The sequence below is a fragment of the Burkholderia sp. BCC1998 genome (assembly GCF_905339875.1).
In the GTDB taxonomy this organism is placed as follows: Bacteria; Pseudomonadota; Gammaproteobacteria; order Burkholderiales; family Burkholderiaceae; genus Burkholderia.
Genome location: NZ_CAJPHE010000019.1, coordinates 128,037 through 143,496 on the forward strand (window position 1 = coordinate 128,037; position 15,460 = coordinate 143,496).

Sequence of the window (15,460 nt, forward strand, 5' to 3'; positions counted from 1 at the left end):
GTGCGGGCAACCCGGTCCCTCGCCCCTTGATCCCGTCCCGCCCTCGGCTACGGTCGCGGGACAGGGCAGGAAACTGGGTGCCAGGCGCAGGCCAAGGCAAGAGTTCGACCGGAAGAATGACGAGACCCCGGTTATTCACAGTTTCTGGGGCAACGCTGTGAGCAACTTTCGCGGCCGGAGCGGAAGTGATTGAGGTGTATTGGATTTCGGGGCGAACGGTGCGGTAAGCGTGAATCGGGTCAGGATTCGGGCATTCGATCGCCCGAAGTTCACTGTCGCTCGGAACCATATGGGCATCGGAAGTTAGCCGCCCCGTATACCGGGGCCGACGTAAGGACATGGGGGTGGGTATGGGGCTTCAGTGGATCGAGTATCTTAAGCAGAGCGGCTGGATGGATCTGCTGAAAGTTGGCGGCGTCGCCGGCTTTGTGAGCTCGGTCGTCACGCTGAGTTGGAATGAATTGCGGGAGGCCAGGGTCAGCAGGCGCGAAGCGCGGCATGTCGCGTTGACGGTCGCGCTGTTGCTGGAAAGCTATGCGCGGGAAGCCCGATCGATGATGCATCGCGCTGACTGGGCCAGGGGGGAGGCCGGTCGCTTGCAGACGTATGAGCCGCTCCGTGGCGTTGCGTTACCTCCGTTCGTATTCCCGGAGCCGATCGATTGGAAATGGTTGAAACACAACGTTGCCTCTCAGCTCCACGAGTTTCCGGCCACGCTGCATTCGACCCGTCAGTCCCTGTCCGCGGAGTGGGAATACGGCGATCCGATCGACTGGTGTGCAGAAGTGGAATTCGAATGTGCGAAGGCTGCGGTGAGGGCGTTGGAACTATCTCACTTGACGCGCACGAGGCATGACGTTGCGCCATGGAAGCCCATCGTGCCGGATGCCGATCTGAAAAGCGAACTCATGCAGTTCATTGCGGAGCAGAGCACGAAGCGTGGGGCGTTTCGGGAGAAGCAACGGCAGGCAGCAGCCAACGTGACTGTCGGAGAGCCCATTCCTGACGAGCAGTGACGTGTTGCCGCTATCGCGCCAAACCGACGACCGGCGTTTGGTTTGATGCTCGTGGTTAAGCTCAGGGGCGATGAGGAAGCGCTCAAGCTTCTTACTCTTGATCCGTGACGGCTCGCGTCCGCGCCATGTCGGACCTGTTGAAATGAAGGGGAACATAGTAAGGGCTATGTTACCCTTCACTTCGGGACATCGAGCGAACGCCCCAGGCTCGTGGGGCGCACACGACTAAAGTTGAGTCGAGGCCCGGCTGCCGGTGGCGGGCAGAGGGGAGGCAGGAGACGCGGCACGAACCGATGCCGTAGTCCGCGCAGGTCGGCCGGGCAGATTCGGCTGGAGAAACAGTCAGGTTGTGCGACACCGGAAGCCGGACCACGTAGTCAGCGCGAGTGATGACACCCGCACCGGCCCGCTGGTTGTGTGAGCGCTGGCCGGGCGGAAGACGTTCGCGATTGCTCTTGGCGAGCGTGGCTGCGACAGGTGTAAGCCGGAGTTTATTGGTGGGCTGCCCGCCGCAGGCAGTGGTGGGGCGGAGGCCAGCGATTTGCGTGTGTGCAGCGGGATGAGGTAGGGTGCAGCTTTGACTTTGTTGCCGAGGCTGTTCATGAACAAGCAGGAACTCATTGACGCGGTCGCAGCAGGCGCGGGCGTCAGCAAAACTGACGCGAGCAAAACCGTCCAGGCGGTCCTGGACGCGATCACGGACGCGGTGAGTCGCGGCGAATCGGTACAGCTGATCGGTTTCGGCGCGTTTTCGCAGGGGCAGCGCACTGCCCGCACGGGACGTAATCCGACGACGGGCGCGGAGATTGCCATCCCGGCCGCGAATACTGTGAAGTTCACCGCCGGCAAGGCGTTCAAGGACGTGGTGAACGCACTGTGACGCAGCGCGAGGTTGGGCAGGCCGCTTATGCGGGACTGCACCGTGAAATTGCTGATGTAGTCGCGTCGGCGCGCGAAGCGACGGCTCGCACGGTGAACGCCCTGATGACGGCGACCTATTGGGAGATCGGGCGACGAATCGTTGAGTTCGAGCAGGGCGGGGAGGGACGGGCCGCTTATGGCGAGGCGGTGATCCGCCGTTTGGGTGCCGATCTGTCAGAGCGATTCGGTCGCGGCTTCGGATGGCGCAATCTCGCACAGATGCGCGCCTTTTACTTGACGTGGCCTGCGGATCGGATTGTGCAGACACTGTCTGCATAATCCACGCCCGCCCGGATTGTCCCGACAGCGTCTGCAAAATCAACCAAGGCGGCGGTGAAGGCGCCGCCGGGCGTGGCGTTTGAGCTGAATGCTATCGCTCAGGCTTTTCCGTTGCCCTGGTCCGCCTACGTTCGCCTCCTCGCGGTGAAAGCGCAAGCTGCTCGCGACTTTTACGAGGCTGAAGCGCTGCGTGAGGGCTGGTCTGTGCGGCAGCTTGACCGTCAGATCAGCAGTCAGCTCTATGAGCGGCTGGTGCTGTCACGCAACAAGGCGTCCTTGCTCGGGAAGGCGGCTGTTGCGCAACCCGGCGATCTTCTATCGCCAGAGGAAGCGATCCGCGATCCGTTTGTCCTCGAATTTCTTGACATGAAGGACGAATATTCGGAGTCGGATCTCGAGGCGGCCTTGATCCAGCACTTGGCGGATTTCCTCCTCGAGCTCGGCGATGACTTTGCGTTCATAGGTCGGCAGCGGCGTCTACGGATCGATGACACCTGGTTTCGAGTCGATCTCGTGTTTTTTCACCGGCGCTTGCGATGCCTGCTCATTATCGATTTGAAGGTCGGGCGCTTCAGCTATGCGGACGCGGGGCAGATGCATCTCTACCTCAACTACGCGCGTGAACATTGGATGAAACCCGGCGAGAACCCTCCGGTTGGCTTGATTCTGTGTGCAGAAAAAGGCGCGGCCGAGGCGCATTATGCACTCGACAACTTACCGAACAAGATACTCGCGGCGGAGTATCAGACGGTCCTGCCGGATGAGGCCACGTTTGCTCGGGAATTGGAACGTACCAGGATCGAACTGGAGCGCCGGGGCCGCAAGGCGTGACTTCCCGTCCGAGGTTCCGAAGTGCTTAAACACGCGCGGATCGGCGAATACGATGAAGCGGTCGCCCGGTAAAATTTGATGTTGCTGGCACGGCAATCAAGCTATGCGAAAACACTCTACCGTGCGCCGACGGCCACTGACGAAGGCGCAACTACTACCTCTTCCGGTTGACCAGGTCCGTCGTCTTTCTCTCAAGCACCACCTCGTACTTGCGCTGCTTTGCGGCGGCACTGGTGATGTCGAGGCGATCGCCACGCTGTCCAATATACTCGCGCTCGCGTTCTATTTACGTTCCGACGGCGAAGCGGAACTGTATCGCTCCGCGGATTTCGCACTCAACCAATGCATTGCGCGGGCAGAGCGGGGTGGCAAGTGGATTTTTACAGCCGCGGAACGGACTGCACTCGAAGCGTTGCTTCGTGTTCATGATAAGCAACTTGCTGCGGTGCCGGTCCATCGCTATCTTGAAGCACTGGAACAGGTGCAGCATGTTGGCACGCCTTCCTTTAACTTGCCGAACGAATCGGACTGATGCTGAACGTTTTCTGCCTGTCGCGGCGAATACGCCGGCGGTTGATGTGCACGGATAAATCTGCGAGTTGGCGCAGCCAATGCGTGATCTGTGTGTGGACCTCGTAGTCGACAGTTTCTACGTAGAAACTCTAGCAAGTGAGTCAGGGCGTGTGTAGTTGTATCGTCAAAGGGCACCGCGATATTCTTTGTCTAAGTGGTTCTATTCCGTGGCGGGATCTAGTGGAATAAAGGGGCATCAGGATGACGGTACCCTGACCCACGAACAAAGGACTCACCGATGAGCACCTCATCCAGTCTCGATCCGAATCTCCGCGATGCCCAATGTGTCGGGGAAGCGACTGACCTCGTGAGCTTTCTACAACACGTCGACAAGTGGCTTGCCAGCGTCGACGTGATCAGCCTCGATTTCCCGTTGTTTCGCGGCCAGGAGGTGGAGTCGTGGCGGCTTGTGCCCGCAATTGGACGCGCACCATACCAACTGCGGTTGCGGCCCAACACCGAGCAACGCATGCTCGACGAGTTCAAGCAGCGTGCCCTGCCTCACATCGAATCGACCGTGGACTTGACGAACGCCGACTGGCTTGCGATCGCGCAACACCACGCGATGCCCACCCGTTTGCTGGATTGGTCGGGGAGTGCGTTGTCGGCCCTCTGGTTCGCTGTAAAAAAACCGGCCGTCGGGCAACCGTGCGAGAACCGTTCGTGTGAAAGCGAGGAGGGCCGTGGCGTGTGGCCGGGCGCCGTGTGGATGTTGCCCGTCGCGCACGACGACCTGATCTCGCCCGAGGAGAGCAAAGATCCGCTCCGACTCGGTCGAACACGGTTGCTGAAGCCGCGCCATGTCTCTCGCCGTATCGCTGCCCAGGATGGCTGGTTCACGGTGCATCGCGGCAAGCAGAGTGGGCTCGACACGAAGTATTTCGCGCTGGACACCAACCCTGAGTTTCGCGATCGGCTGCGCTATATCCGCATTCCAGGCGAGAGATTTGGCATCATCCGAGGGCAGCTTCAGCGGGCCGGCATCAATCGCGGCGTGTTGTTCCCGGACCTCGACGGGGTCGCCGGCCGAATCACGGATGACATCCTGTATCCCGCCGACCAGCCATCGCCCGGCGCTAGCAATTTCTGAGGAGTCACGATCCCGTGGCCAACCGTCCCCAGCAGCTCGACCTGCCTCCGCCATGGCGCTCGAGGTGCTGCAGCAGGTGCTCGGGCACGCATCGCTGCAGACCACCACCATCTACGTGAATGCGGAACAGCAACAGATGCGCCAGGAAGCGGCGAAGTATTACGCGCGACTGGCAGCGCGGCGCGGCGAGTCGCGACTCTGCGTTGTCCCGTCGAGCCACGATCGGTCAAGCGGGCGACGGGGGGCGCAGGTAGGAAAACGGGGCGACGGGGATCCGGGCAGGCGTGAGGCTCGATCCAGACGCGTGGAGCAAAGTAATTCCGTCACCCCAGAATCCTTGTGGATCAAGGCCTTCGGCCCGCGAGTTGACGACTTTATTTACGGGCGCTTCAAAATAATGTCGTCAATTCGCCTACGTCCGCATTAAATTTGTCAACTCGCGTAGTGGACCAAGCGTTCCGGCGGTAACGCCCTGATTTCTAGACCGATTCCCGGCGCAACGCACGGCCGGTCGAAGCGCTGAATTCAGACAGGACGCGCTCTGCCTAAAGCTCAGTCATCTATGCTGGAAAAGCAGTGCTGTGGGACATCCGGGGTCGACTGCGTCCGCCTGCTCCCGGCCACAAGCGGCCCTTCGCATTCTCTTCACGAACGTCTCTTGACGAGCAGCAACTCGCTATTGTGCAGCGCGCCGTCAAAGCCTACCAAGACCCATGTATATCTCGCCATGTTCCTCCGCAAGACTTTCTTGCCATTTGCTTGTCCACCTCCAGTCCGTGCTTCTGGGCTGGCGAAATTCACAGGAATCGCAATGGACTGATTTGAAGCCTGCGCCCGGAATTGGCGCTGTATAAATATCGTCGAGCCGCCACCCTGCCATGGCGTGACCCAACTTGAGGCAGTACAGCCATTTCATCCCCGCAGACGGAAGACCGACCATCTGGGCCGGAACACCAAGCGCCTGTGCGGGAATCATCACTAGCGATTCGCAATCTCTAACGACCCGCTCAGGGTTGTAGTCAAGCAGGCCCTGTCTAATAATCTGCCCCATTTCATCATTGGGGTCGTCGACGTTAAATCCCAGAGCGAGTGCGCGAGCACGGAACGCCTCAATCTCCTGCTTCGGCGTCATGTCATGCTGTACCTGCTGGTTCTGGGCTTTGAATTCTTGCAGGTGCTTTTGGACTTGTTCCCGAAGAAGAGGGTCTTCGATACTCTCCGAGAGCACAAAGGACTCTTCAATACGCGTTGGTTTACCAGCCTCGTCGAGCGCAGAGAACGCGTTTTGGGTAATCATAGCTGCGAGAGCTTCTTGGTTTCCGGTGCTTTTTGCCACGTCGATGGCCAGATCAACGCAGAACTTGAGCCACGACGAGAGGCGATCTGCCTGACTCTCCAACTTCTCCTGTCTCAATCGAAGTGTGAACAATGCGATGGGGGGTATTAATCGTGGCAGGGCATCCATGACGGTATGATACTCACCGGCAAGAATCATCCTGTTCATCAGATGCACCGTTTTCACCACCTCGCGTGATGCACGCCCACTCGCCTGCGCACGCGAGGTTGAGACGATCCACCCCGTGAGGCTCTCACGCGGGAACCGCGTTGACGTGATGAAGTACTGATAGTCGGATTCTACTTTCACCTGTAGACGTAGCACGCGTGCCAGCGTCATCAAATAGCGCCTCAAGTGTGCAGAAGCCTTCTCGTGCCGAACTATTGTCAGCATCAACGCGTACAGGTCCGCAAGAGCCGCAAGTCCATGAGGATTACGCCTGCCAGCTTCGACCTGAACCACTCGCTCCACGTAAAGTCCGGCGCAGATCCGCGTTTCGACCAGCTCTGTCGAAGAGTAGATCACTCGTTTCGCCGCCGCGACCAGTTCCTTGAAATTGCCCGCATGGTAAAGGCGCTCAAACTGTTCATTGAAGATGTTGAACGCTACCTTTTTGTTCTGCTCCAACAAGGCCTTCAGTGCATCGTCGTGAGAATGTTTGACCAGTGCGTCGATGGGTTCCGTTAATCTTTCCAGGGCGTGTAGGCGTAGCCCGTTCATATTCCGTTCGACAGCACTCAGCAATTCGCTGGTGCGTTCAGGGATGGTGTCTTCAGCTCGAAGATGAACCGTCACTGTCTTCTGCTTCTTTTCGCTGGCCTTGGCGAGATCCTCTGCAATTTTCTTGTTGTCTTGAAGGCTAACCCAGAAGATTTTCTTGTCGGTCACGTCAACAACGACGAGGATAATCGGTGTCTCGATCTGCTCCATGTAGTAACGTAGACGGTCGACGGACAGGTCGAACGAGATCTGCGTTCCCTGATTTATGTAGGCGACCTTTAGTTGCCCCTTGATCTGCGCCTTGAAGATAAAACCGGTAGCCTTGTCTTCAGGGCTAGCAATTTCAATTTCACCGTCCACCCCATAGTCCTCCTGGTCTTCCTGGCTACGGAAAATCCAGTTGGGCGGCAAGTGGAAGGCGAAAATTCGCCCGGCGGCTCGACCGATCTCTTTTGCGTTCATTTCAATGGGGATCCGATTTGTATTGCTGCAAGCTGGCCGTTCGGCGACCGAGCGTGCACCCGCTTTCTTTCGCCGAATACTTTGTTGCCAACTATTCTAATCAGACCCACTGGGGGGCACAAATGGCTGCAGCAAAAGGCATCAGGCTGCCAGCATGAATGACAAGAACCGGTTTCCGAAAGCTGACATTCCCCGCATGGGTGCGAGTGACCGAACGCAGTCGTTCAGAGTCGTTCGCGGCGCGCCAGAATGGCCATTCGCTGTCTCGTACAGCTCCTGACGTTGGGCTAATGCGCAAGCAGGATAGTGGAACTTATCCCGCCAGCGATGTTGCGTGCGTTCGTGGCTGCGCCGCGCTAGGTTAAAGCGATGCACCGCCGCACATGACGATCTGTTGGCCGGTGATTGCGCTTGCATCAGGGCTCAGCAAAAAGCCGGTCAGCGCGGCGACTTCCTCGGGCGTGATGAATCGCCCGATCGGTGGACGCTTCGGGGGTGTTGCCGCGCGCGCCGGATCGCGCAGGAACGGCGTGTTCGTTGCACCGGGCGCGACGACGTTGACGGTGATGCCCTTCGGCGCGAGTTCAGCCGCCCACGATCGCGCGAGGCCCACCAGCGCGGATTTGGTCGCCGCATACTGGCTGCGCGTGGCCGCGCCGTTGGCGGTGCGGCTGCCCAGCAGCACGATGCGTCCGCCGGCCGGCATCCGTGGCACCAGGCGATCGGCGAGAAACGTCGCGGCTTCGACGTGCAGCCGCCACATCGCCGCGCCGTCGTCGTGCGACAGCTGGCCGAGCGGCGCGGTGCGCATGAAGCCCGCCGCATGCACGAGCGTGTCGACCGCGCCCAGCGCGTCGCACACAGGCGCGAGCGCCACAAAGTCGGTGACGTCGACCGGCACGATCGTCAGCGAATCGTGCGCCGTTTCGACGTGCGACCGGCACAGTCCGGTGACGCGCCAGCCGTCGGCGAGCAGCCGCTCGACGATTGCGCGGCCGATTCCCGACGACGCACCGGTGACGACGGCATGACGTGAAACCGAACCCGACTGCTCCCGTTGCGCCACGATCTCTCCCGTTACGTTTGAACCTGCGGTGAACTGCCGGAGGCGGTCGCCGGTTTTGTGCCGACTGCGTGAACCGTGACCCGCGCCTGCGCATGAAACGGTTCGAGTTGCTCGTGCAGCGCGCCGTCATCCGTCACGAGCGTCCAGTCGCGCTCGAGAGGCGTCCAGTGTTGCTGGCTTGCGCGCCCGAGCTTGTCCGCCGTCACGAGCACGAAGACCTCGGCGGCCTGCCGCATCACGCACTCCTTCAGATACGACTGCTCGCTGCTTGCCTCGCACAAGCCCAGTTCGGCGACCACGCCATCGGCGCCTAGGAAGGCCTTGTCGACGCTCAACCGGCTCAGCGCGATCTGCGCGAGCGGCCCGAGCGTGCTCATGCTGGACGACCGCACGTCGCCGCCGATTACCGTCACCGGCACGCCCGACGACGCGAGCGGACTCACGACGAGCAGGTTGTTGGTGACCACGTGCACGTCCGTCCGTCCGGCAAGCAGGCGCGCGAGCGCCGCCGTCGTGGTGCCGCCGTCGAGGAACACGGTGTCGCCGGCTTCGACGAACGCGCTCGCCGCGTGCGCGATCGCTTCCTTCTGCTCCTGCGAGCTGATGCGCCGTTCCTCGAGCGACGCCTCCGGCTCGTGGCCGCCCACCGCGGCGGCACCGCCGTACGTGCGAAGAATGCGGCGGTCGCTCGCCAGCGCCCGCAGGTCCCGGCGCACCGTCGCTTCCGACATCCCGAAGTGCTCGCACAACGTCGCTACGTCCGTCATGCCACCGAGCACGGCCTGCAGCATCGCCTCCCGGCGCCTGGTCACTTTCATGTGCGTGAATTCCTGGTCTGATCGAATGGGCGCGCTGGTCCGCGCCTCGCGACCGACAAGTTTATCCAATTGCCGCGGTGACCGGCCAGTGGCACCGGCGGGCATCACCGACCGCGAACCCACGCTTCGTCGACGCGCACGTACTTGATCTTCTGGCGGAACCAGGTGAAGGCGATGTGCAACGCGCCGTCCGCCGACTGCACGATGGACGGATACGAATATTCCCGGTTGCGCTGGTCCGCCGAATTGTTCGTCATGCAGTAGCCGTCGCCGATTTCCAGGTTGCGGCGGCGGCGCCACGTCCTGCCGCCGTCCTCGGAGATGGCCAGCGACATCGGCGCGCGCGGCGCACCCCAGAAGGCGGTGCCGTGCGCGGACGCCTTCTGGTCGCGCAGCTCGCCGCTGTCCTCGGAGTCTTCGATGTCGTCGTACAGCGATGCGCGGCGCGCCTTGCTGTGCGACGCATCGCTTTCGTTGAACACGAGCGCGAGGTGACCGTTGTGCAGCACAGTGAACTGAACCGACGAGTTGTTGTTCGGCACGTCGGTCGGCTCTGGCGCGCTCCACGTGCGGCCGTCCGTCGAGCGGCTCGCGTAGACGAAGTCCGCCCAGCGGCTGCGGTAGAGCGCCAGCAGCGAGCCGTCGTGCAGCACGTGAACGTTCATGTGCACGCAGCCGACGCTGTCCGGTACCTCGTGCAGCGTCCACGACGCACCCTCGTCGTCGGACACCATGACCGCGCTGACGTCGTCGTTGCCGACCCAGCGTTCGCCGGGCTCCGTGCGGCACAGGAAGATCGGGCAGATCCACGTGCCGCTGTCGAGCGCGACGATCGGCTGGCGCACGAACGTGCCCGGGCGGTCGAACAGCGTTTCGACGGGGCCCCAGGTGATGCCGTCGTCCATCGACACGCGGCGGCGAACGATCGCGGTGTTCTGGTGGCCTGACAACTGCGCGGTGTAGATCAGCCACAGGCGGCCGTCCGGTGCGGTGAACAGCACCGGGTTCTGTTCGGAGCGGGTCGGGTCGTCCGACAGCTTCCGGGGCTGCGACCACTCGCTCGTCCCGGCCGCGAGACGCGACAGGTAGATGGACACGTCGGGAATGCCTTCCTGGGTACCGCCGAACCAGACGCACAGCAGGTCGCCGTTCGCGAGGGTGTGCAGGTTGGCCGCGTGGTTCTGCACGCATGCGGTCGGCAGAAACGCTTCTTGCCGTTCCGCGTCCGCATATGCCGTGCGAACGCAATGATCCGACGCGGCGCTCGCCGCTTCAACGAGGTTCGTGCTCATGAAATATCTCTGAGGTTGCGAGGTTAGTGCGATTCGCGGTGCGTGAGGCGCTTGTCGCGCAGGTTTGAGTCCTCGCCATGGAACAGCAGCTTGCCGACGACCAGCACGATGGCGGGCGACACGAGTGCGACGTACATGTTGTCGATGCCGAACGGATTGCCGAGCAGGTACCAGAGCGTCGTGGCGATCGTCGCGACGATCAGGGCCGACACGGCGCCGCGCTTGCCGCTGAAGAACGGCAGGTAGATGCCGATCAGCGCGACGATCGAGACGGACAGGCGAAGCGCGCGGCTGAAGAACGACAGCGCGAGGATCTGCGGGACGAACAGCACGAAGATCAGCGGCAGGAAGCCGACGACCAGCGAGATCCAGCGCGTCATTCTCAGTTCGACGTCCGGCGTCGGATGGAAGCGCGGTACGTAGAAGTCCTTGACGATCAGCGATGCGATGGCCAGCGCCACGGTGCAGACGCTCACGAAGATCGATGCCACCAGCGACGTCGTGACGATGCCGGCCAGGATCGGGTTCATGTGCTGCAGGAACACCGGCAGCGCGTACAGGCTCTTGATGTTCGGGTACAGGTACTTCGCCGTCACGCCGATGAAGCCGAGCGCGAGCCCGATCGGCACGCACAGGAATGCGGCGATCAGCGAAGACGCACGCGCGCCCTCGGGGCTGCGGGTGGCCGAGATGGCCTGGATGATGAACTGCGTCGAGAAGATCGCGCCGGCCGTGCCGATGATCCACGCGCCGATCGTGCCGCCCGACAGCGCACCGCTCCATGTGAAGTAGTGCGCGGGCATGTGCTGCGCCATCGGCGCGATGCCGCCCGACAGCTTCCACGCGACGCCCACCAGGATCGCGATCCCGAGCAGCTTCACCGCGCTGTGGACGACCGTCAGGTACGCGACGCTCTTGAGGCCGCCCCAGACGAAGTAGATGGTGCTGACGATCGCGGTGATGACGGCGGCCGTCGGCAGGTTGATGTGCATGACCGTGGAGATTGCCGCCGCGCCGCTCACGTAGTTGCCGACGTTCACGACGAACAGCGCGTAGATCATGATCGCCGAGACGGCGAGCTTGGCACCGTGGCCATAGCGTTGCGCGATGAAACCGGAGATCGTGAACTCACCGGACGCATACAGGCGCTTGGCCATGAACAGGCCGAACAGCAGAAAGCCGATGGCTGCCGCGAGGACCGACCACGACGCCGCGATGCCGGCCGAGAAGGCCTCCTGCGAGGTCCCGACCGTCGATTTCGCGCCGATGAATTCGGACATCAGCAGGATGGCGACCACCAGCGCGGGCATCGACCGCCCGGCCACCATGAACTGTTCGGAATTGCGACTGCGCAGGCGAATACTGATCAGGCTGGTAATCACGATGTAGATGACAACCATGCCGATGATGGTGGCTGTATCCCAGGAACTGAAGGTGGCCATCGTTTGTCTCCACGTTACCTTCGGTTGATGTACGTTCGGGTGCGTCGAGCGATCCGGCATGTGTCTGCCGGTATCGCTCCCGGGTCGATGCGTGTCGTGCTTGTGCCGCTTGTGTCGCTCGTGTCGCTCGTGTCGCTTACGCGGCGGTGGCGACGGGCGACGCCTCGTTGCGTCGTGTCGCAAGATCCACGGCCTGGCGGAAGGCTTCCAGCAGGCTGCGTTCGTCGGCGATGCCCTTGCCGGCGATGTCGAACGCGGTGCCATGGTCGACCGATGTGCGGATGACGGGCAGGCCGACCGTCACGTTCACGCCGGCTTCGAGGCCCATCACCTTCACAGGCCCGTGTCCCTGGTCGTGATACATCGCGACGACCACGTCGAAATCGCCGCGGCCCGCACGGAAGAACAGCGTGTCCGCTGGCAGCGGGCCTTCCACGTCCCACCCGCGCGCCTGCAGGAGTTGCACCGCCGGCACGATCTTCTCTTCCTCCTCGCCGTAGCCGAACAGGCCGTTCTCGCCGGCATGAGGGTTGATCCCGCACACGCCGATGCGCGGATTCGCGATGCCGGCGCGAACCAGCGTGTCATGGGCACGTTCGATCGTGCGTTGCACGAGGCCCGGCTCGATCTTGCGGATCGCGTCGAGCAGGCCGATGTGCGTCGTCACGTGAATCACGCGGAGATTCGGCGCGACCAGCATCATCGACACTTCGTCGATGCCCGTCAGGTGTGCGAGCATTTCCGTGTGGCCGGGGAAAATATGCCCGCCGGCATGCAGCGCTTCCTTGTTGAGCGGCGCGGTGCAGATTGCGTCGAGCTCGCCTTTCGACGTCAGTTCGACGGTGCGGGCGATGTATTGATAGGCGGCGTCTCCCGCGACGGGCGACAGCTTTCCGTACGGCAGGTCCGCCGGAATGAGCGCGAGGTCGATGCAATCGACGACCCCCACGCGGAACGCGCCGCCGGACGGCTGGCCGACCGTGCGAACCTCGAGATCGACGCCCGCCCGGCGACCGGCGTCCCGCAAGCGCGCGGCGTCGCCGATGACCACGGGGCGGCACTGCTCGTACACGGACGCATGGGCGAGGCTCTTCATGATGATTTCCGGTCCGACGCCGGCCGCGTCGCCCATGGTGATGCCGATGATGGGACGGTTGTCCATGGCAGTTCCCTTCACTGATTGGATTGCGCCGTGTCGGCCGTCTTGCGTGCATTCGCAAGCCGACACCAAGCGTGATGGATCGATTCGGGCCGGCCGAAGCCGCCCGCTTTGGTCACGACGGGGAGTGCCTTGCCTTGCAGCTGGCATTCGAGCAGCGGCATGCCGTCCTCGATTTCGTCGACGACCCGCAACGCGCTCGCGCCGGCCGCGGTGAGCAGTGCGCGCGCCGTCTCGCCTCCCGTTGCGATGATTCCGCCTGCATAGGGCACGGCGGGCGCCAGCAAGGTCGCGAGACGGTTGCAGAACAGCAGCCCGTCCTTCACGTCGCCGCGCTGCGCCTGGCTCAACGACACCACCACATGGCGGCCGCGACGCAGGGCCTCGCATACGACCGTCGTTACGTCGCTATGTGGAGCGTCGAGCGCCGCGAGTGCGACTTCAAGCGCGACGAGGTCGGTGCCGGCGTTCGCCTTGAGGCAGTCCAGTTGCGCATGCGAAACGCTCGACATGCTGCCGACGACGGTGAGCACGGGTCCTTGCGGATCCTGACTGTCGACCGCCTTGCCCGTCATGCTGCGCGGCGGCTCCAGCGCTTCGATGACGGCAGGGGCCAGGCCTGCCGAGCCGACCCAGAAGACGTGCTCGAGCGTGACGGATGCGCGGGCGATTCGTTGCAAATCCTCGTCGGACTCCGCATCGCACACGACGGCTTGCACTTCGTCTGACTGCAGTTGCCGCAGGTGTGCCGCGAGCGTGTCCGGTTCGCCGCGTACCGCATCGATTGACGCATGCGCGATGCGCAGATGTTCGGCGCAGAGCAGCGCAACCAGGTCGGCCTTGCCCGGGATGTTCTCGTTGCGCCAGTATTCGCTTGCTTCGACCGGTACGCCGCGCACCCATTGCCGCCCGTCGCGGGTGGTACGGCCGGATGCCGGGTAGGCGGGGCACACGATCGCCATGCCGAGGCGCGACGCCAGCGCGGCGACCTCAGCCGCGACATTGCCCCGCAGCGTGGAGTCCACCTTCTTGTAGATGCGCATGCCGGCACGCGACAGCGAATCGACGGCGGCGACGTTGCGTCGGGCCGCCTCTTCCTTCGACGTACGGCGCGCGTCCACGTCGACCGACAGAATGTCGATGCCGCTCGCCTGGGCCGGTGCGCGCTCCGCGTCGAGCAGAACCATGGCCGTCAAGCCGTGACGCAGCCCGGCCACCGCGCAATCTGCCGCGCCCGACAGGTCGTCGGCGACGATCAGGAGCCGTGCAGCACTCTGTGCGACTGCGTTCATGGCAGCAGGCGGCTGTAGATGGACTTCATGTCGTCGAGCGTCAGCGCCTTCGGGTTGTTGCCAAGCAGGCGCTTGACCTTCGATGCAGCGTCCGCGAGCGCGTCGAGATGTTCTTCGGACACGCCGAACTTGCGCAGGTCCTGCGGAATGTCGACGGCTGCGGTCCATTCCTCCATCTTGTCGATCAGCTTGCGTGCCGCGACCGCGTCCGGGTCGGCCTTCGACGCCAGATCGAGTGCGCGCGCAACGTTCGACAGCCGGCCTTCGATCGCATCGAGATTGAACGCCATCACATGCGGCAGCAGCATCGCGTTTGCCACGCCATGCGTGACGTTGAACATTCCGCCGAGCGGGTAGGCGAGGGCATGCACCGCTGCGGTACCGGCGGCGGTGAGTGCGAGGCCGCCGTACATCGACCCGAGCATCATCGCTTCGCGTGCCTTCAGCGACTGGCCGTTCTCGTACGCTTCGACGATGTTCGCGCCGATCAGGCGCATCGACTCCATCGCGTACATGTCGCTGACCGGGTTCGCCTTCGTCGAGATGTACGACTCGAGCGCGTGCACGAATGCGTCCATCCCGGTCGCGGCCGTGATCGGCTTCGGCAGGCCGAGCGTCAGCTCTGCATCCAGAATGACGATCTGCGGCAGCAGGTGACGGCTGACGATCCCGACCTTCAGCGATTCGTCCGGCAGCGTCACGATTGCGTTGGGCGTGACTTCGGAGCCGGTTCCGGCCGTCGTCGGCACCAGGATCATCGGCACGCCCGGATGCTTGATCAGGTCGATGCCCAGCCAGTTTCGCAGCGGTTCGTCGTTGGTCAGCCGCACCGAGAACAGTTTTGCCGCATCGAGCACGCTGCCGCCGCCGATCGAGAGAATCGCTTGCGGCGCAAACGGCTCGATCTGCTCCTTGAAAACTGTCTCGACGTTGCCAATGGTCGGTTCCGGCTCGACGCCGCGAATGATGCGAACCTCGACGTCTTTCGCGTTGAGCGATTCGATCACGCGATCGGCGATGCCGAGTTCGTCCATCGCAGGTTGCGTGATCAGCGCAATGCGCTCGACCGCCGTATCGAGCAGCGACAGCTTGTCGGGAAGCGTGGCGAGGCTGCCGGCGCCATGGACGATGTGCTTGACGGTCTGGAAGTGATAGGTAGTCAT

At 62.7% G+C, this 15,460-nt stretch carries 13 protein-coding genes and 1 pseudogene; 6 read left to right on the plus strand and 8 right to left on the minus strand.

Annotation, left to right across the window (positions count from 1 at the left end):
* Positions 1-392 precede the first annotated feature (392 nt).
* From U5A56_RS27730 to U5A56_RS27755, 6 genes and pseudogenes are all read left to right on the plus strand, one after another.
* The gene (locus U5A56_RS27730; RefSeq protein WP_321925626.1) at positions 393-1,016 is read left to right on the plus strand and encodes a hypothetical protein; all 624 of its coding nucleotides are present in this window, start codon (positions 393-395) and stop codon (positions 1,014-1,016) included.
* A gap of 601 nt (positions 1,017-1,617) precedes the next feature.
* The gene (locus tag U5A56_RS27735; protein WP_059448531.1) at positions 1,618-1,896 is read left to right on the plus strand and encodes an HU family DNA-binding protein; all 279 of its coding nucleotides are present in this window, start codon (positions 1,618-1,620) and stop codon (positions 1,894-1,896) included.
* Positions 1,893-3,047, plus strand: a pseudogene (locus U5A56_RS27740) (PDDEXK nuclease domain-containing protein). The gene U5A56_RS27735 and the pseudogene U5A56_RS27740 overlap by 4 nt, the downstream one beginning before the upstream one ends.
* A 103-nt stretch (positions 3,048-3,150) precedes the next feature.
* Positions 3,151-3,579, plus strand: a complete 429-nt coding sequence (locus tag U5A56_RS27745) for a hypothetical protein (RefSeq protein WP_321925627.1) — start codon at positions 3,151-3,153, stop codon at positions 3,577-3,579.
* 279 nt (positions 3,580-3,858) lie between these two features.
* Entirely contained in the window at positions 3,859-4,710 is an 852-nt protein-coding gene (locus U5A56_RS27750; protein ID WP_321925628.1) for an FRG domain-containing protein, read from the plus strand.
* 52 nt (positions 4,711-4,762) lie between these two features.
* Positions 4,763-5,137: a hypothetical protein gene (locus U5A56_RS27755; protein ID WP_321925676.1), complete on the plus strand. Its 375-nt coding sequence runs from the start codon at positions 4,763-4,765 to the stop codon at positions 5,135-5,137.
* A gap of 267 nt (positions 5,138-5,404) precedes the next feature.
* Here the strand turns inward: U5A56_RS27755 and U5A56_RS27760 are convergent, their stop codons facing one another.
* From U5A56_RS27760 to U5A56_RS27795, 8 genes are all read right to left on the minus strand, one after another.
* On the minus strand, positions 5,405-7,228 hold the full coding sequence (locus U5A56_RS27760) for a DUF4365 domain-containing protein (RefSeq protein WP_321925629.1): 1,824 nt from the start codon (positions 7,226-7,228) through the stop codon (positions 5,405-5,407).
* Positions 7,229-7,589: 361 nt separating this feature from the next.
* A complete protein-coding gene (locus U5A56_RS27765) occupies positions 7,590-8,294 on the minus strand; it encodes an SDR family NAD(P)-dependent oxidoreductase (protein WP_124523033.1) in 705 nt (234 codons plus the stop codon).
* 11 nt (positions 8,295-8,305) lie between these two features.
* Complete coding sequence (locus U5A56_RS27770; RefSeq protein WP_124523035.1) at positions 8,306-9,112, minus strand: DeoR/GlpR family DNA-binding transcription regulator; 807 nt, start codon at positions 9,110-9,112, stop codon at positions 8,306-8,308.
* Between the two features lie 104 nt (positions 9,113-9,216).
* The gene (locus U5A56_RS27775) at positions 9,217-10,404 is read right to left on the minus strand and encodes a sialidase family protein (protein WP_124523037.1); all 1,188 of its coding nucleotides are present in this window, start codon (positions 10,402-10,404) and stop codon (positions 9,217-9,219) included.
* 23 nt (positions 10,405-10,427) lie between these two features.
* Entirely contained in the window at positions 10,428-11,846 is a 1,419-nt protein-coding gene (locus U5A56_RS27780; protein WP_124523039.1) for a sodium:solute symporter family protein, read from the minus strand.
* A 136-nt stretch (positions 11,847-11,982) separates the two neighbouring features.
* Positions 11,983-13,008 (minus strand): 4-hydroxythreonine-4-phosphate dehydrogenase PdxA, encoded by a 1,026-nt coding sequence (pdxA, locus tag U5A56_RS27785; RefSeq protein ID WP_321925631.1) that lies wholly within the window; start codon positions 13,006-13,008, stop codon positions 11,983-11,985.
* A gap of 11 nt (positions 13,009-13,019) precedes the next feature.
* Complete coding sequence (locus U5A56_RS27790) at positions 13,020-14,297, minus strand: four-carbon acid sugar kinase family protein (protein ID WP_321925674.1); 1,278 nt, start codon at positions 14,295-14,297, stop codon at positions 13,020-13,022.
* Positions 14,294-15,460 carry an iron-containing alcohol dehydrogenase gene (locus tag U5A56_RS27795; RefSeq protein ID WP_321925632.1) on the minus strand — a complete coding sequence of 389 codons (1,167 nt, stop codon included), beginning with the start codon at positions 15,458-15,460 and terminating at the stop codon, positions 14,294-14,296. The genes U5A56_RS27790 and U5A56_RS27795 overlap by 4 nt, the downstream gene beginning before the upstream one ends.

Excerpts from the sequence above, each read along its gene's own strand:
- U5A56_RS27730 (WP_321925626.1), top strand. The coding sequence starts at position 393 with ATGGATCTGCTGAAAGTTGGCGGCGTCGCCGGCTTTGTGAGCTCGGTC.
- U5A56_RS27735 (WP_059448531.1), top strand. The coding sequence starts at position 1,618 with ATGAACAAGCAGGAACTCATTGACGCGGTCGCAGCAGGCGCGGGCGTC.
- U5A56_RS27745 (WP_321925627.1), top strand. The coding sequence starts at position 3,151 with ATGCGAAAACACTCTACCGTGCGCCGACGGCCACTGACGAAGGCGCAA.
- U5A56_RS27750 (WP_321925628.1), top strand. The coding sequence starts at position 3,859 with ATGAGCACCTCATCCAGTCTCGATCCGAATCTCCGCGATGCCCAATGT.
- U5A56_RS27755 (WP_321925676.1), top strand. The coding sequence starts at position 4,763 with ATGGCGCTCGAGGTGCTGCAGCAGGTGCTCGGGCACGCATCGCTGCAG.
- U5A56_RS27760 (WP_321925629.1), bottom strand. The coding sequence starts at position 7,228 with ATGAACGCAAAAGAGATCGGTCGAGCCGCCGGGCGAATTTTCGCCTTC.
- U5A56_RS27770 (WP_124523035.1), bottom strand. The coding sequence starts at position 9,112 with ATGAAAGTGACCAGGCGCCGGGAGGCGATGCTGCAGGCCGTGCTCGGT.
- U5A56_RS27775 (WP_124523037.1), bottom strand. The coding sequence starts at position 10,404 with ATGAGCACGAACCTCGTTGAAGCGGCGAGCGCCGCGTCGGATCATTGC.
- U5A56_RS27780 (WP_124523039.1), bottom strand. The coding sequence starts at position 11,846 with ATGGCCACCTTCAGTTCCTGGGATACAGCCACCATCATCGGCATGGTT.
- pdxA (WP_321925631.1), bottom strand. The coding sequence starts at position 13,008 with ATGGACAACCGTCCCATCATCGGCATCACCATGGGCGACGCGGCCGGC.
- U5A56_RS27790 (WP_321925674.1), bottom strand. The coding sequence starts at position 14,297 with ATGAACGCAGTCGCACAGAGTGCTGCACGGCTCCTGATCGTCGCCGAC.
- U5A56_RS27795 (WP_321925632.1), bottom strand. The coding sequence starts at position 15,460 with ATGACTACCTATCACTTCCAGACCGTCAAGCACATCGTCCATGGCGCC.